Source organism: Streptosporangium pseudovulgare (genome assembly GCF_014648055.1).
In the GTDB taxonomy this organism is placed as follows: domain Bacteria; phylum Actinomycetota; class Actinomycetes; order Streptosporangiales; family Streptosporangiaceae; genus Streptosporangium; species Streptosporangium pseudovulgare.
Genome location: NZ_BMQJ01000008.1, coordinates 302,953 through 322,630, shown reverse-complemented (window position 1 = coordinate 322,630; position 19,678 = coordinate 302,953). Strand labels below are relative to the sequence as shown.

General features: G+C 74.3%; 19 protein-coding genes. 4 read left to right on the top strand and 15 right to left on the bottom strand.

The window, feature by feature from the left end:
- Positions 1 to 40: 40 nt before the first annotated feature.
- The 12 genes from ftsY to fakA all read right to left on the bottom strand — a co-directional run bounded on the left by ftsY (position 41) and on the right by fakA (position 14,433).
- Positions 41 to 1,159, bottom strand: coding sequence for a signal recognition particle-docking protein FtsY (ftsY, locus tag IEZ10_RS18300; protein ID WP_373287408.1), 1,119 nt, complete (start codon positions 1,157 to 1,159; stop codon positions 41 to 43).
- A 209-nt stretch (positions 1,160 to 1,368) separates the two neighbouring features.
- On the bottom strand, positions 1,369 to 5,085 hold the full coding sequence (smc, locus tag IEZ10_RS18295; protein ID WP_189247704.1) for a chromosome segregation protein SMC: 3,717 nt from the start codon (positions 5,083 to 5,085) through the stop codon (positions 1,369 to 1,371).
- Positions 5,086 to 5,560: 475 nt separating this feature from the next.
- Entirely contained in the window at positions 5,561 to 5,752 is a 192-nt protein-coding gene (locus IEZ10_RS18290; protein WP_189247703.1) for a hypothetical protein, read from the bottom strand.
- Positions 5,753 to 5,940: 188 nt separating this feature from the next.
- Complete coding sequence (locus IEZ10_RS18285) at positions 5,941 to 6,216, bottom strand: acylphosphatase (RefSeq protein ID WP_189247702.1); 276 nt, start codon at positions 6,214 to 6,216, stop codon at positions 5,941 to 5,943.
- The gene (mutM, locus tag IEZ10_RS18280) at positions 6,213 to 7,079 is read right to left on the bottom strand and encodes a bifunctional DNA-formamidopyrimidine glycosylase/DNA-(apurinic or apyrimidinic site) lyase (RefSeq protein WP_189247701.1); all 867 of its coding nucleotides are present in this window, start codon (positions 7,077 to 7,079) and stop codon (positions 6,213 to 6,215) included. The genes IEZ10_RS18285 and mutM overlap by 4 nt, the downstream gene beginning before the upstream one ends.
- 128 nt (positions 7,080 to 7,207) lie before the next feature.
- The gene (gene rnc, locus IEZ10_RS18275; protein ID WP_189247747.1) at positions 7,208 to 7,927 is read right to left on the bottom strand and encodes a ribonuclease III; all 720 of its coding nucleotides are present in this window, start codon (positions 7,925 to 7,927) and stop codon (positions 7,208 to 7,210) included.
- Positions 7,928 to 8,157: 230 nt separating this feature from the next.
- On the bottom strand, positions 8,158 to 8,337 hold the full coding sequence (gene rpmF / locus IEZ10_RS18270; RefSeq protein WP_179824792.1) for a 50S ribosomal protein L32: 180 nt from the start codon (positions 8,335 to 8,337) through the stop codon (positions 8,158 to 8,160).
- Between the two features lies 1 nt (position 8,338).
- Positions 8,339 to 8,893 (bottom strand): YceD family protein, encoded by a 555-nt coding sequence (locus tag IEZ10_RS18265; protein ID WP_229811384.1) that lies wholly within the window; start codon positions 8,891 to 8,893, stop codon positions 8,339 to 8,341.
- A gap of 65 nt (positions 8,894 to 8,958) precedes the next feature.
- Complete coding sequence (gene coaD, locus IEZ10_RS18260) at positions 8,959 to 9,435, bottom strand: pantetheine-phosphate adenylyltransferase (protein WP_189247699.1); 477 nt, start codon at positions 9,433 to 9,435, stop codon at positions 8,959 to 8,961.
- A 16-nt stretch (positions 9,436 to 9,451) separates the two neighbouring features.
- A complete protein-coding gene (gene rsmD, locus IEZ10_RS18255) occupies positions 9,452 to 10,021 on the bottom strand; it encodes a 16S rRNA (guanine(966)-N(2))-methyltransferase RsmD (RefSeq protein ID WP_189247698.1) in 570 nt (189 codons plus the stop codon).
- 621 nt (positions 10,022 to 10,642) lie between these two features.
- The gene (gene recG / locus IEZ10_RS18250) at positions 10,643 to 12,814 is read right to left on the bottom strand and encodes an ATP-dependent DNA helicase RecG (RefSeq protein ID WP_189247697.1); all 2,172 of its coding nucleotides are present in this window, start codon (positions 12,812 to 12,814) and stop codon (positions 10,643 to 10,645) included.
- Positions 12,815 to 12,855: 41 nt separating this feature from the next.
- The gene (gene fakA / locus IEZ10_RS18245; RefSeq protein ID WP_189247696.1) at positions 12,856 to 14,433 is read right to left on the bottom strand and encodes a DAK2 domain-containing protein; all 1,578 of its coding nucleotides are present in this window, start codon (positions 14,431 to 14,433) and stop codon (positions 12,856 to 12,858) included.
- Positions 14,434 to 14,683: 250 nt separating this feature from the next.
- On the opposite strand from fakA, the gene rpmB reads away from it, so the two are divergent.
- On the top strand, positions 14,684 to 14,869 hold the full coding sequence (gene rpmB / locus IEZ10_RS18240; protein WP_179824804.1) for a 50S ribosomal protein L28: 186 nt from the start codon (positions 14,684 to 14,686) through the stop codon (positions 14,867 to 14,869).
- Positions 14,870 to 15,015: 146 nt separating this feature from the next.
- Here rpmB and thiD read toward each other — a convergent pair whose 3' ends face one another.
- The 3 genes from thiD to IEZ10_RS18225 all read right to left on the bottom strand — a co-directional run bounded on the left by thiD (position 15,016) and on the right by IEZ10_RS18225 (position 18,120).
- Complete coding sequence (gene thiD / locus IEZ10_RS18235; protein WP_189247695.1) at positions 15,016 to 15,810, bottom strand: bifunctional hydroxymethylpyrimidine kinase/phosphomethylpyrimidine kinase; 795 nt, start codon at positions 15,808 to 15,810, stop codon at positions 15,016 to 15,018.
- A 150-nt stretch (positions 15,811 to 15,960) separates the two neighbouring features.
- Entirely contained in the window at positions 15,961 to 16,923 is a 963-nt protein-coding gene (locus IEZ10_RS18230; RefSeq protein ID WP_189247694.1) for a hypothetical protein, read from the bottom strand.
- Positions 16,924 to 17,154: 231 nt separating this feature from the next.
- On the bottom strand, positions 17,155 to 18,120 hold the full coding sequence (locus IEZ10_RS18225; RefSeq protein WP_189247693.1) for a thiamine-phosphate kinase: 966 nt from the start codon (positions 18,118 to 18,120) through the stop codon (positions 17,155 to 17,157).
- A 51-nt stretch (positions 18,121 to 18,171) separates the two neighbouring features.
- On the opposite strand from IEZ10_RS18225, the gene IEZ10_RS18220 reads away from it, so the two are divergent.
- The 3 genes from IEZ10_RS18220 (at position 18,172) to IEZ10_RS18210 (ending at position 19,611) form a co-directional block, all read left to right on the top strand.
- On the top strand, positions 18,172 to 18,405 hold the full coding sequence (locus tag IEZ10_RS18220) for an Lrp/AsnC family transcriptional regulator (RefSeq protein ID WP_179824812.1): 234 nt from the start codon (positions 18,172 to 18,174) through the stop codon (positions 18,403 to 18,405).
- A 58-nt stretch (positions 18,406 to 18,463) separates the two neighbouring features.
- Positions 18,464 to 18,979 carry a DUF3515 domain-containing protein gene (locus IEZ10_RS18215; protein ID WP_229811383.1) on the top strand — a complete coding sequence of 172 codons (516 nt, stop codon included), beginning with the start codon at positions 18,464 to 18,466 and terminating at the stop codon, positions 18,977 to 18,979.
- Positions 18,980 to 19,128: 149 nt separating this feature from the next.
- Complete coding sequence (locus tag IEZ10_RS18210) at positions 19,129 to 19,611, top strand: hypothetical protein (protein ID WP_229811382.1); 483 nt, start codon at positions 19,129 to 19,131, stop codon at positions 19,609 to 19,611.
- The last annotated feature ends 67 nt before the right edge of the window (positions 19,612 to 19,678 follow it).

The following is a 19,678-nucleotide window of genomic DNA, read 5'->3' as shown; positions in this document are numbered from 1 at the left end:
CGGGGGCGTCCGTGTGACTCGGGTGGTCCGACGGGCGGGGTCAGTCTCCGAGGAGCGCGTCGACGAAGACCTCGGGGTCGAACGGCGCCAGGTCGTCCGGGCCCTCGCCCAGGCCGACGAGCTTGACCGGGACGCCCAGCTCCCGCTGGACGGAGATGATGATCCCGCCCTTGGCGGTGCCGTCCAGCTTGGTCAGGGCGATGCCGGTGACGTCCACGACCTCGGCGAACACCTGGGCCTGGCGCATGCCGTTCTGACCGGTGGTGGCGTCGAGGACGAGCAGGACCTCGTCGACCGTGGCCTTCTTCTCGATGACCCGCTTGACCTTGCCCAGCTCGTCCATCAGGCCGGTCTTGGTGTGCAGCCGGCCGGCGGTGTCCACGATCACCACGTCGGCCTTGTCGGCCGTGCCCTTGGCCACGGCGTCGAAGGCGACCGAGGCGGGGTCGCCGCCCTCCGGGCCGCGCACGACCTCCGCCCCGACCCGGTCTCCCCAGGTCTGGAGCTGGTCGGCGGCGGCGGCGCGGAAGGTGTCGGCCGCGCCGAGCACGACCGAGCGGCCGTCCCCGACGAGGGAGCGGGCCAGCTTGCCGGTGGTGGTGGTCTTGCCGGTGCCGTTGACGCCGACCACGAGCACCACGGCCGGGCGCTCACCGTGCGGCTGGACGTGCAGGGTGCGGTCGAGGTCGGTGCCGATCTGGGTGAGCAGCTCCTTGCGGAGCAGGGCGCGCACCTCGTCGGGCGTGCGGCTGCCCAGGACCTTCACCTGCGTCCGCAGGTCCTGCACCATCGCCTGGGTCGGGGCGATCCCGACGTCGGCGGTGATCAGGGTCTCCTCGATCTCGTCCCACGTGTCGTCGTCGAGACGGTCACGCGAGAGCAGCTCGAGCAGACCCTTGCCGAGGGTGTTCTGCGAGCGGGCCAGCCGGGCGCGCAGCCGTACCATCCGGCCCGCGGACGGCGGCGGGATCTCCACCGCCGGGGGCGGGACGACCATCGGCTCGGCCGGCATGGTCCGCGGAGGCGGGATGGTGGTCGTCGCCTCTTGGTCCTCCACCGCCCCCTTGGGCGGTGCCTGTGTCTCCTCCGGGATCCGCACCTCGGGCGGCTCGACCGGCGGAGGCGCCGCCTTGCCGCGCGGCCGGAGCAGCAGGAACATGCTGCCGGCCGCCAGCACCAGGATGGCGACAGCGATCGCGATTATGCCGATGGGTTCCACAAGACCACAGTTTTCCAGACGGCGGGTGATGCTCCGACCCCGAGGGGCCCGAGCCGCTCCCATGCCCCCTCATCCGCGGTTCAATCCCGCGTCCCGCGACCGGCACCCATACGACCGGGCCGGACGCGTCCGCGGCCGGGCGGGCCGGGTCAGTCCTCCTGCTCGCGCAGCCGCTGGCTGATGACGTGGGAGACGCCGTCGCCGCGCATCGACACGCCGTACAGCGCGTCGGCGATCTCCATCGTGCGCTTCTGGTGGGTGATCACGATGAGCTGGGAGGTCTGCCGCAGCTCCTCGAACAGGGTCAACAGGCGCTGGGTGTTGGTGTCGTCCAGCGCCGCCTCGACCTCGTCCATCACGTAGAACGGCGAGGGCCTGGCCTTGAAGATCGCGACGAGGAAGGCCACCGCGGTCAGCGACCGCTCGCCGCCCGACAGCAGCGACAGCCGCTTGACCTTCTTGCCGGGCGGCCGGGCCTCGACCTCGACGCCGGTGGTCAGCATGTCGGAGGGGTCGGTCAGCAGCAGCCTGCCCTCGCCGCCGGGGAAGACCCGGGTGAAGATCTGCTCGAACTCCCGCGCCACGTCCTCGTAGGCGGCGGCGAAGACCTGCTCGACCCGATCGTCCACCTCCTTGACCACGAGCAGCAGGTCGCGGCGGGTCTTCTTCAGGTCCTCCAGCTGCGAGGTCAGGAACGCGTGCCGCTCCTCAAGGGCCGCGAACTCCTCCAGCGCCAGCGGGTTGACCTTGCCGAGCTGGGTCATCTGCCGCTCGGCCGTCTTCGCCCGCTTCTCCTGCTCCTCGCGGACGTAGGGCACGGGGTCACCGTCGGCCACCGGGACCGGCTGGTCGGGGCCGTACTCGGCGATCAGGACGTCGGTCTCGACGCCGAACTCCTCCGTCGCCCGCATCTGGAGCTGCTCCAGGCGCAGCCGCCGCTCGGTCCGGGCCACCTCGCTGCCGTGGGCGCGGTTGACCAGCTTGTCCAGCTCCGCCGTCAGCTCGCGGACCCGGACGCGCACCGACTTCAGCGAGGCGTCGATCCGCCCGCGCGCCTGCTCGGCCTCGTCGCGCTCGGCGGCGGCGGCCGCCAGCGACACCTCCAGCGTGGCGAGCGCCCGCTCGGCGCCCCGGACGACCGCCTGGGCCGTGCGGGCCTGCCGGCGCCGCCGCTCCCGCAGCTCGGCCGCCCTGGCCCGCTCCTCGCGTTCCTGCTCGGCCGCCCGCTCCAGCTCCTCGGCCCGGCCCGCGATGCCCCTGACCCGCTCCTCGGCCGTCCGTACGGCCAGGCGGGCCTCCATCTCCTCCTGGCGGGCCTCGGCGCAGATCCCGGCCAGCTCGTCGCGCAGCTCGGTGGTGGGCTCCTCGGTGAGCTCCTCGGCGCTCTCGGCGGCGGCGAGCCGCTCCTCCAGCTCGGCCAGGCCCGCCGCGTCGCGGTCACGGGCCTCGCGGGCCGCCGCCACGCCCCGGGCCAGCCGCTCGCACTCGCCGCGGGCGGCGGCGGCCGCGGCGTCGAGCTGGGCCAGGCGGCGGGCCGCGGCGGCGGCCCGCTGGTCGGCGTCGCGCTGGCGGGACCTCAGCTCGTCCAGTACGGCCTGCGCCGCGTTGACCCCCGCCTGGGCGGTCTGCACGCCCGACTGCGTCTCGGCCACCCGAGCCTGGGCGGCCTCGACGGCGAGCTGCGCCTCCCCCTCGGCCTCGGCCGCCTCCTCCAGCGCGACGGCGGCCCGCTCGGCCTGGTGCCGGGCCCGCTCCAGGTCGGCGGCGGCCTCGTCCAGCGTGGCCCGCATCTGCAACGCGGAGCCGCCGTCGGCCGAGCCGCCCCGGGCGACGTGCGCGCCCAGCAGGTCGCCGGCGCGGGTCACCGCGCGCAGCCCGGGCCACTGCTCGACCGCTTTGCGCGCGGTCGCGAGGTCGTCGACCACCAGCACGCCGCCCAGCAGGTGCTCGGCGGCGGCGCGCAGGCCGGCGGGGACCTCGACCAGGTCGAGCGCCCACTCGGTCCCGGCGACCGGCACCGGGCCGCGGGGGGAGCCGCCCCCGGAACCGTCTCCGGAGCCGTCCCCGTCCGCGGCGATGACCAGGTCCGCCCGGCCGCCGTCCCGGCCGCGCAGGAAGTCGATCGCGTCGGCCGCGCTCTGCAGCGACCCCACCGCGACGGCCTCGGCGGCGGAGCCCAGCACCGCGGCGACGGCCGCCTCCGCGCCCTGCCGTACGGCGAGCATCGCGGCGACCGGGCCGAGCACCCCGGCGAGGTCGGCGGCGAGCAGGGCCGCTCCGCCGTCCACCCCCCTGGCCAGGCTCAGCTCCAGCGCCTCGCGGCGGGCCTCCAGTGCGGCGACCTGCCGCTGCGCCTCCGCCTCGGCCTTGCGCGCCGCGGCGAGGGCGGCGCGGGCCGCGCCCAGGGCGGAGGTCGGGCCGGCGACGGCGGCCTTGGCGTCGTCCACCAGCTCCCTGGCCCGCTCGACGGCGTCCCGGGACTCCTCGACGGCCGCGAGCGCCATCTCCAGCTCCTCGGCGAGGGCGGTGAGGACCGGGTCGGCGGAGGCGGGATCGGCGCCCTCCTGGGTGTCGTGCTCGGCCTGGGCGGTCTCGGCGCGCCGCAGCGCCTCCTCCAGGGAGCGCTCCAGCCGCCCGATCTCCGCCTCGGCGGCCTCGGCGCGGCTGCGCGCGGCCCCGACCTTGCCCCGCAGGGCCGCCAGACCCTCGCGCCGGTCGGCGGCGGCCCTGGCCTCGGCGGCCAGCCGGCGTTCCTCGACCGCCAGCGCCGACTCGGTCTCGGCGCGCCGGGCCACGGCCGCGGCGAGCGTCTCCTGCGCCTCGGCGAGCAGCTCCCCCAGCACCCGCTCCTGCTCGCGGACCTCCTCGGCCTCGCGCTCGTAGTCCTCCGGGTCGCGGCCGCGCCGCTCCACCGCGGTGTCGCTCGCGTGCCGGTGGCGCTCGGCGGCCAGCCCGGCCAGGCCGCGCAGCCGGTCGCGCAGCGAGGCGAGCCGGAAGTAGGTCTCCTGGGCGGCTGCCAGCCTCGGCTGGGCCTCGGTCTCGGCGGCCTCCAGCTCGGCCTCGGCCTGCTGGCCCTCGGCGAGCTCGGCCTCCACCGCCGTACGGCGGGCCAGCACGGCCGCCTCGTCGGCGACCTCCCGCTCCAGCGTGGCGCGCAGGGTGAGCACGTCGTCGGCGAGCAGCCGCAGCCGGGCGTCGCGCAGGTCGGCCTGGATGACGGCGGCCCGGCGGGCGATCTCGGCCTGCCGGCCCAGCGGCTTGAGCTGGCGGCGCAGCTCGGTGGTGAGGTCCTGGACCCGGGTGAGGTTGGCCTGCATCGCGTCCAGCTTCCGCAGCGCCTTCTCCTTGCGCTTGCGGTGCTTCAGGACGCCCGCGGCCTCCTCGATGAACGCCCGGCGGTCCTCCGGGCCGGCGTGCAGCACCTGGTCGAGCTGGCCCTGCCCGACGATGACGTGCATCTCCCGGCCGATGCCGGAGTCGGACAGCAGCTCCTGGATGTCGAGCAGGCGGCAGGTGTCGCCGTTGATGGCGTACTCGCTCTGGCCGGCCCGGAACATCAGGCGGCTGATCGTGACCTCGGTGTAGTCGATGGGCAGCGCGCCGTCGGTGTTGTCGATGGTGAGGGTGACCTCGGCCCGGCCCAGCGGGGCCCGGGAGGAGGTGCCGGCGAAGATGACGTCCTCCATCTTGCCGCCGCGCAGGGACTTGGCGCTGTGCTCGCCCATGACCCAGGCCAGGGCGTCGACCACGTTGGACTTGCCGGAGCCGTTGGGGCCGACGACGGCGGTGATGCCCGGCTCGAAGCGCAGGGTGGTGGCCGAGGCGAACGACTTGAAACCGCGCAGGGTGAGGGTCTTGAGGTACAACGAGATCCCCCGTCCTCCCGCGTGATGGTCGGCCCCGGAGCCGCGCGTCGGCGCGGGCCACGGCACGGGCGCCGGTGCCCCGGTCGCGCGGGCGGCCCGGCTTCTCCGCCCGGGAGGTCGCCGCTCCCGCCTGGGAAGACTACCGTTCTTCGGCGGTGCCCGCCCGCGGGAGATCGGACCGTTCCTCAGGGGAGGGGAACGTCCGGCCGGAGACGGGGAACGCCACGACGGGCGCACGCCGGAGGCGGCTCGGAAGGGAGACGCCGTGCCGGGCCGTACCGGGTGTGATCCGCGACGGGCGCACGCCGGAGGCGGCCGGGAAAGGGACGCCGCGGCGGGGAACACCACGACGGGCCGCGTCGGACGCGGCCCGTGACGGGGGATGTCATGGCGGGCCGCTTCGTCCGCGCGGCCCGCGACATGACAAGGGACGCCTCAAGAGGCGTCCCTGGACAATGTGTGTTCGCCCCGGCCTCTAGGTGAGAGCCGGCTCACGATCCTGCAGGCGGGTGAACTCCTCGTCACGGTTGCCCGCGAGTTCGGCGTTCTGGGCCTGGAGCCGGGTGAGCTCTGCCTCGAGATCACGGATGCGCTGCTGGAGACGGCGCATTTCCGAGACCATCCGAGGGTCAGGACCGCCGACGTGGCCGAGTAGAGCCTTCGCCATGTTAAGGGTCCTCCACGCTGAGTGACCAGACTGGTTCGCGCACTTCTTGCCGCGGGAGGGGTGCGCGTGGTTCTTATCAAGAGTCGCACCGGTGTGGGAGACGGTCAAGCTGAACGCTCCATGTGGATGCACCCGTGGGCACTCTCGACATTAGATTATACCCTAATTTGGCGAATCAGGGAAATGGTTTAACGTTCCGCGAAGCCGGTAGATGATCCTTTTGCGTCGCTCCAACGTTCTACCACCCCGTCAACCCGCCCCGGCGTGCGCCCGCCGCGCAGCAGGGCGAGCAGTTCCTCGCAGGACTCCCGGGAGCCCTCGGCGACGACCTCCACCCGGCCGTCGGCGGTGTTCCTGGCCCAGCCGACCAGGCCGAGCTCCAGCGCCCGGGACCGCGTCCACCAGCGGAAACCCACGCCCTGGACGTACCCCCTGACCCAGGCGGTCAGCCGGACGGCGCTCACGCCGCGACTCCGCGCGGGCGCGGCTGGCAGCGGGGGCAGCTGTAGGAGGAGCGGTTCATGAACGACTCCCGGACGATCGGCGCGCCGCACCGCCCGCACGGCTCGTCACGCCTGCCGTACACGTTCAGCGCCCGCTCGAAGTAGCCGCTCTCGCCGTTGACGTTCACGTACAGGCTGTCGAAGGACGTGCCGCCCTCGGCCAGGGCCTCGGACATCACCTCGCGGGCCGCGCCCAGCAGCTCGGCGATCTTCGGCCGGGTCAGCGTCGCCGTGGGCCGCGACCCGTGCAGCCGGGCCCGCCACAGCGCCTCGTCGGCGTAGATGTTGCCGACCCCGCTGATCAGCGACTGGTCGAGCAGCGCCCGCTTGACCTCGGTCCGCCGGGCGCGCAGCCGGTGGGCGAAGCCGTCCTCGTCGAAGTGCTCCTCGAACGGGTCGGCCGCGATGTGGACGATCGGCTCGGGGACGTCCCGGCCCGCGGCGCGGGCCAGCGGGGTGACCAGGACGTGCCCGAAGGTCCGCTGGTCGACGAAGCGCAGCTCGGGGCCGCCGTCGGCGAAGGCGATCCGGATCCGCAGGTGCTTCTCCAGGGGCGAGTCCGGCTCGACCACCAGCAGCTGGCCGCTCATCCCGAGGTGGGCCAGGACCGCGTCGGAGCCGTCCAGCGGCAGCCAGAGGTACTTGCCGCGCCGCTGGGCCGCCCCGACCGTACGGCCCGCCAGCCGGGAGGCGAACTCCTCGGCGCCGGGGACGTGGCGGCGGATCGCCCGGGGGTGCAGCACCTCGGCGTGGGCCACGACCCGGCCGGACACCCAGCGCTCCAGGCCGCGCCGTACGACCTCCACCTCCGGCAACTCGGGCATGCCGGCCCCCCTCTCTCAGGACGTCGTCCACGGGCGCCGCGCCCGGGCCGTTCAGGGCGCCCACGGTACCCGCGGCGCCCTGCAGGCGCATCCAGGGACGCGGGGCCCGTCCGGGACGTCCGGGCCGCTCAGGACGCGGCGCCGACCTCGCGCTTGTCGCGGTCGCTGCGGATGCGGTTCCAGGCGGCCTCGGCGGCCTGCTGCTCGGCCTCCTTCTTGGAACGCCCGGAGCCCGAGCCGTACTCCTCCCCGCCGAGGCGGACCACGGCGGTGAAGGACTTGGCGTGGTCGGGGCCGCTCTCCTCGACGTGGTAGTCCGGCACGCCGAGCGACTCGGAGGCGGTGAGCTCCTGCAGGGAGGTCTTCCAGTCGAGCCCGGCGCCCAGCGACGCCGAGCGCGTGATGAGCGGGTCGAACAGCAGGTGGACGACGCGGAACGCCTCGCCGAGACCCTTGTCGACGTACACCGCGCCGATCAGCGCCTCCAGCGTGTCGGCGAGGATGGAGGACTTGTCACGTCCCCCGGTGCCCTCCTCGCCCCTGCCCAGGCGCAGGAACCTGCCGAGCTCCAGCGTGCGGGCCACGTCGGCGAGGGCGCGCATGTTGACCACCGCGGCCCGCAGCTTGGCCAGCTGCCCCTCGGGCAGGTCGGGGTGGTTGCGGTAGAGGGTGTCGGTGACCACCAGGCCCAGCACCGAGTCGCCCAGGAACTCCAGGCGCTCGTTGGTCGGCAGCCCGCCGTTCTCGTAGGCGTAGGAGCGGTGGGTCAGCGCCCGCTCCAGGAGCGCGGCCTCCAGCCGCACCCCGAGGACTCGCTCCAGCTCGTCACGGGCCAGTTCGACGGCCATCGGCTTGACGCTTGCACCCAACGTCTTCTCCTCGCTCTTCGACGGTGAACGCGCGATGGCGAGAGAGGACGGGAGTGCCCGAAGACGTGGTGGGCGCCGGGAGGGTGCACGTCGCCGTGACCCCGGCGTCCACCACAGCCGCGGGCGAGCCGCCATCGCGTCGGATGGAACGTAAGACGCCGGCCAGGCCCGAAAGGGGACCCGGCCGGCATCCGTCAGTCAGAACGCGATCAGGCGGAGGGCTCGATCACCTGACGGCGGTTGTAGGTGCCGCAGGACGGGCACGCCACGTGCGGACGCTTCGGCGAGCGGCACTGGGGGCAGCTCACGAGCGAGACCGCGGCGGCCTTCCACTGCGACCTGCGGGAGCGAGTGTTGCTCCGCGACATCTTGCGCTTGGGGACAGCCACGTCAGCTCTCCTGATCGTTGTTATCTTCCGGAACCAGACCTTGCAGCTTGGCCCAGCGGGCGTCGATCACCTCGTGCTTGTGACCGGGCTCGGCGTCCGCCAGCCTGACCCCGCACTCCGAGCAGAGCCCCTCGCAGTCTTCACTGCAGACCGGGCTCAGCGGCAGTGTCAGCACCACCGCGTCACGGAAGACGGGTTCGAGATCGAGCAGTTCACCGTCGAGAAGCGAGTCGTCCTCGGCGGCATCCTCCGCCGAGTAGAAGAACAGCTCCTGGAAGCCCACTTCGGTCTCCGAAGTGATCTCTTCCAGGCACCGTGCGCACTCCCCCCGCAGCGGGGCCTGCGCCGTGCCCGTGACGAGCACGCCCTCCATGACCGCCTCAAGCCGGATGTCCAGCTCGACGTCGGCGTCCGCGGGGACGCCGATCATCTCGACGCCGAGGTTCGCCGGTGCCGGAAGGGTGAGGGACATCTGCCGCATGCTCCCCGGCCTCCGCCCCAGATCATGGGTGGAGATCACCCACGGGGCTCGGGGGTCGAGGGTCTGCAGAGTCATGTCGCTCTCATCAGGCATGGCGAATCACCGCCGTCGTGCAAGGCAAAACAAGAGAATACCAGGGACTAACCCCTGAGCCGTTCCACCAGCCGTTGCTCGACCAGTTCCGGCACCAGGCCGTTGACGTCCCCGCCGTAGCGGACGATCTCCTTGATGCGGCTGGACGACAGGAACGACACCTCCGGGCCGGTCGCCATGAACAGCGTCTCCACCCCGGACATGCGGTAGTTGAGCTGGGCCTGCTGCAGCTCGTAGTCGAAGTCGCTGATCGCGCGCAGCCCCTTGACGATCGCCGGGATCTCCTGCTGCCGGCAGTAGTCGACCAGCAGGCCGTGGAACTTGTCCACCCGGACGTTGCCGTACTCCTTGGTGACGGTCCGGAGCATCTCGATGCGCTCCTCGACCGTGAACAGGCTCTTCTTCTCGATGTTGATCAGGACGGCTACGACGACCTCGTCGTACTGCCGGGAGGCCCGGCCGATGATGTCCAGGTGACCGTTGGTAACGGGATCAAACGATCCCGGGCATACAACGCGACGCAAGGTGAAACCCCCTGCTCTATGGATTCCCGGCGGCGCGACCGTACCAAACGGACGCTTCGCCGTAGCGACGGACCCTCTCCTCTTCGTACCCGGAAGGCCACGGAAGGGCCCCGCCCCGGCTCTCCCTCTCCACCGCCACCAGCGCGTCCCCGGCCAGCCAGCCCTGGTCGCGCAGCTGCTCCAGCACGGCCCGCACCTCCGTGTCGGCCACCGCGTACGGCGGGTCGGCGAACACCAGGTCGTACGGCTCCGCGGCGCCCCTGGCCAGCACCCGCTCGACCCGGTCGGCCGCGAGCTCGGCGCCGGGCAGGCCCAGGCTCGCGATGTTCGCCCTGATCGTCCGGGCCGCCCTGGCGTCGGACTCCACCAGCAGCGCGTGCGCCGCCCCGCGCGACAGCGCCTCCAGCCCGACCGCGCCGGACCCGGCGTACAGGTCGAGCACCCTGGCGCCGTCCAGCGGGCCGAGCAGCGAGCCCACGGTGGAGAAGATGCCCTCCCTGGCCCGGTCGCTCGTGGGGCGGGTGCCCCGCCCCGGCGGCACCGCCAGCCGCCGCCCCCCTGCGCTTCCCGCGATCACTCGGCTCACCGGGCCATTGTCCCAGTCATCCCGGTGCGGCGGCCCGGGTGCTCCCCCGGCCCTCCCGCGATCACCCGCGACGGACCGGGCGCGCCGGACGCGGAACGGCCGGCGACGGGCCGCCCCCGGGAGGGCGGCGACGGGCTGCGGCGCACCCCGGCGTGTCGCGGCGCATCACATAACCGCAGGTCAAAAGGGTTTCGTCAGGTGATCTAGGTCAAGAGTGGGCAAGGAGCGGCGACGAAACCGCAAGGGTCGTTCCCCCCGGCCCCCGCGCCTTGCATGATGAGTCCTGCGGCCTTCGACAGTCCCAGGGGAAGGCCGACCGGCGTGGTCGTGAGCCCTTCCGCACGCCGGTGCTCTCGGCACCTGACCCGAGAGTGGGCCCAGGCGGGGACGGCATTCGGGGGGAGGCCGTCCCCGCAGTTGGGCTTTCCGGATCTCCGCCGTACGGCGCCCCGCCCGCGCCGGCGTCCGCCGGTCCCGCGTCACCGTCCTGAACGGCCCTTCCCCGTCGTCGCGGCCTCTCGTGACCGGCCGCGCGGCCCGCGCCACCGTCCGGAACGGCCCTTCCCCGTCGTCGCGGCCCCTTGTGACCGGCCGCGCGGCCCGCGCCTTCCGCGCCCGCCGTCAGGCCTTCTCCAGGTACTCGGCGCGCTCGTCGGCCAGCAGCCGGTCGATCTCCGTACGGAGCACCGGGTGCCCGATCAGCTCGGGGTCGGCCGCCAGCATCTCCTCGGCGTCCGCGCGGGCGGCGAGGATGACCTCCTCGTCGCGCAGGAGCTGGAGCATCTTCAGCGACGACCGGCGCCCCGACTGGGCCACGCCGAGCACGTCGCCCTCGCGGCGCTGCTCCAGGTCGACGCGCGACAGCTCGAAGCCGTCGAGGGTCGCCGCCACCGCGTCGAGCCGCTGCCGGGCGGGCGTGCCGCCCGGGGCGTCGGTCACCAGCAGGCACAGCCCCGGCAGCCCGCCCCGGCCGACCCGGCCGCGCAGCTGGTGGAGCTGGGAGACGCCGAACCGGTCGGCGTCCATGATCACCATGACCGAGGAGTTGGGGACGTCCACGCCCACCTCGATGACCGTGGTCGCCACCAGGACGTCGACCTCGCCGCGGGCGAAGGCCCGCATCACGGCGTCCTTCTCCTCCGGGGGCAGCTTGCCGTGCAGCACCGCCGTACGGAGCCCGGAGAGCGGCCCCTCCGACAGCATCGCGGCCATGTCGAGCACGGCCAGCGGCGGCCGCCGCTCGTCGTCGCCCTTGTCCAGGTCCCCCTCGTCGCCCTCCAGGTCGCCGATGCGGGGGCAGACGATGTACGCCTGCCGGCCCAGCTCGACCTCCTCGCGCAGCCGCGTCCAGGCGCGGTCGAGGAAGTGCGGCTTCTCGGCGGCGGGCACCACGTGCGTGGTGATCGGCGCGCGGCCGGAGGGGAGCTGGGAGAGCGTGGAGACCGTGAGGTCGCCGAAGACCGTCATGGCGACCGTGCGCGGGATCGGGGTGGCGGTCATGACCAGCACGTGCGGGCGCCCCTCTCCGGCCTTCTCGCGCAGCGCGTCGCGCTGCTCGACGCCGAAGCGGTGCTGCTCGTCCACCACCACCAGGCCCAGGTCGGCGAACTGCACCCGCTCCTGGAGCACCGCGTGGGTGCCGACCACGATGCCGGCCGCCCCCGAGGCCGCGTCGAGCATGGCCGAGCGGCGGGCCGCGGCGCCCAGCGAGCCGGTCAGCAGCGCGACGGAGGTGCCGCCGAACATGCCGCCCGTGGCCAGGTCGCCGAGCATGGCGGTGATCGAGCGGTGGTGCTGCTGGGCGAGCACCTCGGTGGGGGCCAGCAGCACGGCCTGCCCGCCGGCGTCGACCACCTGGAGCATGGCGCGCAGCGCGACGACGGTCTTGCCCGCGCCGACCTCGCCCTGCAGCAGCCGGTGCATGGGGTGGGGCCGGGCGAGGTCGTCGGCGATCTCCTCGCCGACGTCCCGCTGCCCCTCGGTGAGCTGGAACGGCAGACGCGCGTCGAAGTCGGCCAGCAGGCCGTCGCCGCGCGGCGGCCGGGGCGTGGCGGGCCAGGAACCGGCCGCCATCTTGCGCTGCACCAGCACGGCCTGCAGCGTGAACGCCTCGTCGAACTTCAGCCGCTTGCGCGCCCGGGACACGTCGGCGTGGTCGCGCGGCCGGTGGATCGCCAGCAGCGCCTCGGCCAGGCCGGGCAGCCGGTGCCGGGTGCGCAGCTCGGCCGGGAGCGGGTCGTCGAGCGGGCCGAGGGTGTCGAGGACGACCCCCAGCGCCCGGCGGATCGCCCACGGCGTCACGTCCTTGCCCGCGGGGTAGATCGGCACCAGCGCCGCGGCGAACTCCTCGGCGTCCGCCTCGGTCTCGTCGAACATCTCGAACTCGGGGTGGGAGAGCTGCCACCTGCGCTTGTCGCCCTGGCCGAACGCGCCGACCTTGCCGGCGAACATGCCGCGCCGCCCCGGCCGCAGCCGCGTCTCGGCGATGTGGGACGCCCGGCCGAAGAAGGAGAGGTAGATCTTGCTGCGGCGGCCGTCGACGACCTCGACCTCCAGCCAGGTGCCGCCCTTGTTGCGCATCGGCCTGCGCATGAGCCTGGTCACCTCGCCCACCACGGTGACGTGCTCGTCGACCTGCAGGTCGTCGAGGTCGGTCAGCTCGCCCCGCTCGGCGTAGCGGCGCGGGTAGTGCCGCAGGAGGTCACCGACGGTGCGCAGGCCGAGGACGCTCTCCAGCAGCTTGGAGGTCTTGGGATCCAGCGCTTTCGTCAGCGGCTCGTCGAAGCTCGTCACCCCACGTTTCTACCGTGCCGGACGGACAGAACGGGCGCGGCTCACTCCACGCCGACGAGCAGCGGGTAGCCGCCCTGGCCGCCCTCGTACACGACGACCTCCACGTCGGGCCGCTCCGCGGCCAGGTGGTCGCGTACGGCGCCGGCCAGGCCGGGCGGCGCGCCGACGCCCTCCAGCATGGTCACCAGCTCGCTGGCGGGGGTCATCATGCGGCGGACGACCTCGATCGCGACGCCGGTGACGTCGGCGCCGACCACCGCCGCGTCGCCGTCGACCACACCCAGGACGTCTCCCGGCGCGACCAGGCCGGCGCTCGTCATGACCTCCCGGTCGGCCACCCAGACGTGCCCGTGGCGGGTGTGCGCGGCGGCCTCGGTCATGGCGACCACGTCGTCGTCGAAGCGGCGCAGCGGGTCGTGGACCGCCAACGCGGCCAGCCCCTGCACCGATGCCCTGGTGGGCAGCACCGCCACGGTCAGGCCCTCCTCCCGGGCGACCTCGGCGGCGGCCGTCGCCACCTCACGCGTGCCGTCGTCGTTGGGCAGCACCGCGACCTCCGAGCCCGCCTCGCGGATCGCGGCGAGGACCGCCGCCAGCGGCGGACTGGACCCGGGCTCCCTGCGCACCACCACCGCTCCCGCCTGCCCGAACACCGCGCCCAGCGCGGGGCCCGCGGCCACCGCCACCACGCCCCGGCGGCGGGCGGGCGGATGGGTGTGCCCGGGTCCGCCGAGGTAGGTCACCCTGATCCGGTGGGGCCTGCCCGCCGCCATGCCCGCCTCGATCGCCGCCCCCGCGTCGTCCACGTGGACGTGGACGTTCCACAGGTCGTCGCCGCCCACGACCACCAGGGAGTCGCCGAGCGCGTCGAGCTCCCGGCGCAGCCGGCCGACCGCGTCCGCGCCGGCGTCCAGCAGGTACATGACCTCGTAGCAGGGCCCGCCCCGCGGCTCGGCGGCAGGTCCGGGCAGGGTCCCGCGGACCGGCGCGGGGACGTCGGGCCGGCCGGGGTAGGAGCCGGTGACCACCGCGGCGAGGCTCTCCAGGATGAGGGCCAGGCCCGCCCCGCCCGCGTCCACGACCCCGCTCCTGGCCAGCACGTCGAGCTGGCCCGGCGTACGGCGCAGCGCCGCGCGCGCCTCCTCGGCGGCCTTCCCGGCCACCGCCGCCAGGTCCGCCGACAGCCCCCGCACGGCCCCGGCGGCGGCGGTGAGCACGCTGAGCACCGTGCCCTCCACCGGCCTGGCCACCGCCTCGCGGGCCAGCTCGGCGGCCCTGACCAGCCCACGCCCGAGGTCGGACCCCCGGCCCTCGGCGGTCCGCAGCACCTCGGCGAGGCCGCGCAGCGCCTGGCTGACGATGACGCCGGAGTTACCGCGGGCCCCGAGCAGCGCGCCCCGGGCGAACGCCTGCCAGGTGGCAGCGGTGTCGGCGTCGGCGGGCAGCTCGTCGAGCGCCTCGGCCGCCGAGAGCATGGTCAGGTGCAGGTTGGTGCCGGTGTCGCCGTCGGGGACGGGGAAGACGTTGAGCGCGTCGATCTCCCGCCGGGCCCTGCCCAGGGTCTCCGCGGCCAGCCGGGACCAGCGCCGCACCGCCGGCGCGTCGAGAACCTGCAGCATGCCCGCCCTCCTGCCCGTCGCCGCGGGGTCGCTCCGCCGCGCGTCCCGCCGGACCGCGGAGGCGGCCCGCCGGGGATGCGCTACGGTTGTCCTGGAGATTATCTCCGTTCGACCAGGCGTGACGGCTCCTGTTGGCACGCACGGCCGGACATCGGATATCCTCGTGTGGCCAGCCGGTCGTCCCGGCGTGCCCGATGACCGCCCGCTAGCGAGGCGGATCGAGCCTCTCTACCGATCTAAGGAGCGAATCGTGGCTTCCGTCTGCGACGTCTGCGCTAAGAAGCCGACCTTCGGCAACAACATCTCCCACTCGCACCGCCGCACCCGCCGCCGCTGGAACCCCAACATCCAGACCGTGCGCGCGGTGGTGAACGGTACGCCGAAGCGGATGAACGTGTGCACCTCCTGCATCAAGGCCGGCAAGGTCGCCCGCTAGTCAGACCTCCCGCGCAGCCCGCCGTACCCGTCGAGGGAACGGCGGGCTGCCGCCTTTTCCGGGGCCGCTCCGGCATGGTCTGTCCGGCCCGCCCGGCCCGCCGCCGCGGCGCGCCCGAGGGCCGGGCGGAGGCGGGATTCGGGCCGTCAGCGCCAGAGCCAGCCGTGGTCGACGGGGCCGATGCCCGCGCCCAGCGGGAACCCCCGGGCGATCGCGCCCGTGACGTACTCCTTGGCCCTGCCCACCGCCCCCGGAACGTCCTCGCCGAGGGCGAGGTAGGAGGCGATGGCCGAGGCCAGCGTGCAGCCGGTGCCGTGGGTGTGCCGGTTGTCGTGCCGCTCGGCGGTGAAACGGAACTCCCGGACGCCGTCGGTCAGCAGGTCGACCGGCGCGCCCGGCAGGTGGCCGCCCTTGACCAGCACCCAGGCGGGCCCCATCGTGAGGACCGCGTCGGCGGCCCGGCGCATGTCGCCCTCCTCCTCCACCTTCACCCCGGTGAGCTGGGCCACCTCCCAGAGGTTGGGGGTGACGACGGTGGCCGTCGGCAGCAGCCGGGTCCGCACCGTGTCCACGGCCTCGGGAGCCAGCAGCGCGTCGCCGTGCTTGGAGACCCCCACCGGGTCCACCACCACCGGCGCGTCCACTCCGGCGAGCACCTCCGCGACCGTCTCGACGAGCACGGGTGAGGCGAGCATCCCCGTCTTGACGGCCTGGACCCCGATGTCCCCCAGCACCGAGTCGAGCTGCGCGCGCACCGCCTCGGGGGGAAGCTCCCAGTACCCCTGCACGCCCAGCGAGTTCTGCGCCGTCACGGCGGCGATGACGCTCATGCCGTGCACGCCGAGGGCGAGCATGGTCTTCAGGTCGGCCTGGATGCCCGCGCCGCCGCCGGAGTCGGAACCGGCGACGGTCAGTACGCGGGGAGGGATCGAATCGGTCATACCGCCATCCAACCAGGTCCCGCCCGGCTGACCGCGCACTCTCCCCGGAGACCGGGGCGGTCCGCGGGACCACGGCCGGGCCCCGCTCAGGTGACCGTGCGTTCACCCCGCGGGCCGTGGCGGGTCCGCGGGACCACGGCCGGGTCCCGCTCAGCCGACCGTGCACTCCCCCTGCGGGCTGTGGCAGGTCCGCGGGGTCTCGGCCCGGCCCTGCGCGGTGACGGTGAGGACCAGCCTCTCCCCCGCGTCCATGTCCTCGGCCGACTCGATCACCAGGGTGTCGCCGTCCTGCCGCCAGCCGGCGCCCTCGACCGAGGTGACCTCGCCGCCGACCGGCAGGCTCAGGTCCAGCCCGGAAAGGCGCTCGTCCGCGGCGACCACGAGCCGGGCGGTGTACGCCTGCTGCCTCTGCCGTACGACGCCGAACCCGACCCGCAGGGCCGCTCCCGGGACGGAGGCGGCGGCCGGCTCCGCCGTGGACGGCTGCGTCTCGGGGGTCTGCTCGACCGGCGGCGGGGCGGTGGCCTGCGGGGTCTCCGTCGCGTCGTGCCGGGGGCCGGTGGTGGGACCGACGATGTGCGACTGGTCACCGGGGCCGGCGGTGGCGTCCTCACCGGACCTGCCGACCGGCTGCGAGTGCTCGGCGCGCCGCGGGACACGGGTGTCCTCCGGACGCGGCGTCGCGGTGGGCGTGCGGCCGGAGCGGTGCTGCTGCGTCCGGGGCGTCACGGGGGCCGGGGTCGCGCTCTCCCCGGCGGCCGGGGACTCCTCGGCGGGCGGCTCGGTCTCGTCGCCGGGCGGGCTCTCCTCCTCCGGGGGGAGCGAGGCGGAGCCGTCCGGCTCGTCGAAGGCCGTCGCGTGGCAGCCGCCCGGCGGGCACGCCGCGTCCGGGGCGGTCTCCGAGCCGCTCAGCAGGCGGACGCCCCCGAAGGTCCCGCCCAGCACCGCGGTCACCGCGGCGACGGCGAGCACGGTCTTCTTCCCCCGCCCGGCCCGCCGGCGGTCCTCCGGCCAGGCCGGCTCCGGCATCTCGGACGTGGCCGTCCAGCCCGAGCCCAGGAAGCCCGCGCGGGTGACGGTCTCGGCCTCACCGGTCCCGGTCGTTCGGGTCACGGTCTCCGCCGACTCCTCGGGCCGGAGACGCCGGCCGACCGGCGTGTCAGGATTGCGGGTCTCCTCGGGGAGCTCCGGGTCACCTTCCCGCCGTGCACGGCGGGCGTTTTCCCTATGTCCACCATGGCGGCCCATGTCGCCCCTTCCACCAGGAATTCCGACAGCACATCTTCATACCAGTTCAGTAACCCTTGGGGACAAACTTCACTGGGGTCACATCGGTGGCACGCGTCACTCGCGGAAGTGGTCCCAGCCGCCGTGCTCCACCGAGCGTCCCTCGACCCGCACTCCCCCGCCCTCGACGACCCGGCCGGCCATGGTCCACTCCGAGGGCAACGCTACGCCGTCCGGGAAGGTCGCGGCGAGCGCGTGGTCGTCTCCGCCGGAAAGGACCCATTCCAGCGGGTCGGCGCCGAGCAGGTCCGCGGCCTCGCGCAGCGCGCCGGGCACAGGGAGGCGCCCGGGGTCGAGCACGACGCCGGCGCCACTGGCCCGCGCCACGTGACCGAGGTCCTGCAGCAGGCCGTCACTGACGTCGAGCATCGCCGTGGCGCCGAGCGCGGCAGCCTCCGGACCGCGGGCGTACGGCGGAAGAGGACGGCGGTGCGCCTCGACGAGCCCGGCCAGTTCCGCGGGGACGGCCAGGCCCGCGCGGAGCAGCGCGAGGCCGGCGGCGGCGTGCCCGAGCCGCCCCGTCACCGCGACCACGTCTCCGGGGCGCGCCCCCGAGCGGGTGACCGGCGCGCGCCCGCCCAGGTCGCCCAGGGCGGTGACCCCGATCACCACCGCGTCGCAGCGGGTGACGTCGCCGCCGACCACGCTGGCGCCGACCAGGTCGCACTCGTCGCGCAAGCCGTCGGTGAGGTCGTCCAGCCAGCCGGTGGACGCGTCGGCGGGCAGGCCGAGGCCGACCACGATGCCGGTGGGACGGGCGCCCATCGCCGCGACGTCGGAGAGGTTCTGCGCGGCGGCCTTGCGGCCGATGTCGTAGCCGCTGGACCAATCGCGGCGGAAGTGCCTACCCTCGATCAGGAGGTCCGTCGTCACGACGACCCGCCCGTCGGGGGCCCGCAACAGCGCCGCGTCGTCGCCGGGACCGAGCAATACCGCCCCTCCCTGTGGCAAGCGTCCGGAAATACGTGAGACAATCCCGAATTCGCCGAGATCTCCGACTGTGATGGCGCACCTCCTGTTCATCACAGGGTACGGTGGCCCTTCGGCACTGATCCAATCGCCCCGGAGGACGTTATGGTGCAGGCCTACATCCTTATCCAGACCGAGGTCGGCAAGGCCGCGAGCGTGGCCGGGCAGATCGCGGGAATCCCCGGTGTCACGCAGGCGGAGGACGTCACCGGGCCCTACGATGTGATCGTCCGCGCCGAGGCGCGGAACGTCGACGAGCTGGGCAAGCTCGTCGTGGCCAGGATCCAGGGAGTCGAGGGGATCACGCGTACGCTCACGTGCCCCATCGTCCACATCTGAGCGTCGCGGAAAGCCGATCGTCACGGAAACCCTGAACGTCACCGAAGGTCCGAGCGTCGTGGGAGACCCGAACACCACGGGGAGTCCGAGAGTCACGGAGGGTCCGAGCGCCACGGGGAGGCGCCGGACGCCGTCCCGGCCCGCCCGCTGGGCCGCCTGTGCCTGCGCCCTGCTGGCCCTGGCCGGGTGCGGTGGCCCGGTCCAGGTGGAGCCGCCCGCCCCGCAGGGGCAGGCCGCCGCCGGGTGCCGGGCGCTCGGCGGGCGGCTTCCGGCCGAGCTCGACGGCGCGGAGCGGACGGAGTCGGAGCCCGCGTCGCCGTACGTCGCGGTCTGGGGCGGCGGCGAGATCGCGCTGCGCTGCGGGGTGCCCAGGCCACCGTCCATGTCGGCCACCGCCGAGGTGCCGGAGATCGACGGGGTGGCGTGGTTCTCCGACCCGGCCCGGCCCCTGCTGTTCACCGCGATCGGCCGGGAGGCGTACGTCGAGGTGACGGTCTCCCGCAAGCACGTGTCGGAGGAGGTCCTCGTCGACCTCGCGGCCCCGATCAAGGCGGCGCTGCCCCAGACGGGGTGACCCGTACCGGGACGGCGCGGAAGGGGTCCCCGCCCGCGTCGGGACGCCTCCGCGGGCTGCTTAACCCAAACCACAACGGGCATTCAGGACGAATGTGGAGAAAAGCAGTATTTGAAGGGCTGATAGCGGGGGCGGCCGGCGCGGTCGCCATGACGCTGGCGGAGAAGGTGGAGCAGCGCCTGACCGGGCGGCCCGACTCCCACGTGCCGGCCCGGGTGCTGGAGCGGCTGACCGGGCTGCCCGAGACGCCCGCCGGGCAACCCGTACCGCTCAACCTGGCGATGCACCTCGGACAGGGATGCCTGCTCGGCGTGCTGCGCGGCATGATGGCGACCGCCGGGCTGCGCGGCCCGTGGTCCTCGGCGATGTTCTGGGTCGTGCGGCTCACCAACGACCAGACGCTGGAGAACGCGACCGGCGTGGGCGCCCCGCCGTGGACCTGGCCCCGGCGCGAGCTGGTGGTGGACCTGCTGCACAAGGGCGTCTACGCCTTCACCACGGGGGTCGTCGCCGACCGGCTCGCCGAACGGCACGGCCTCGGCCCCGGGCAGGTGCACGCCAACATGGCGCCGGGCCGTGCCGCGGACGTGGGCCCGCCGCCCCGGGGACGCCGTACCCTCGCGCGGAGGTGACGGAACCGGCGCAGACGCCGCCGCCCGTACGGCGCGGCACGGCGTACGGCGCCACGCGGCCCGCGCG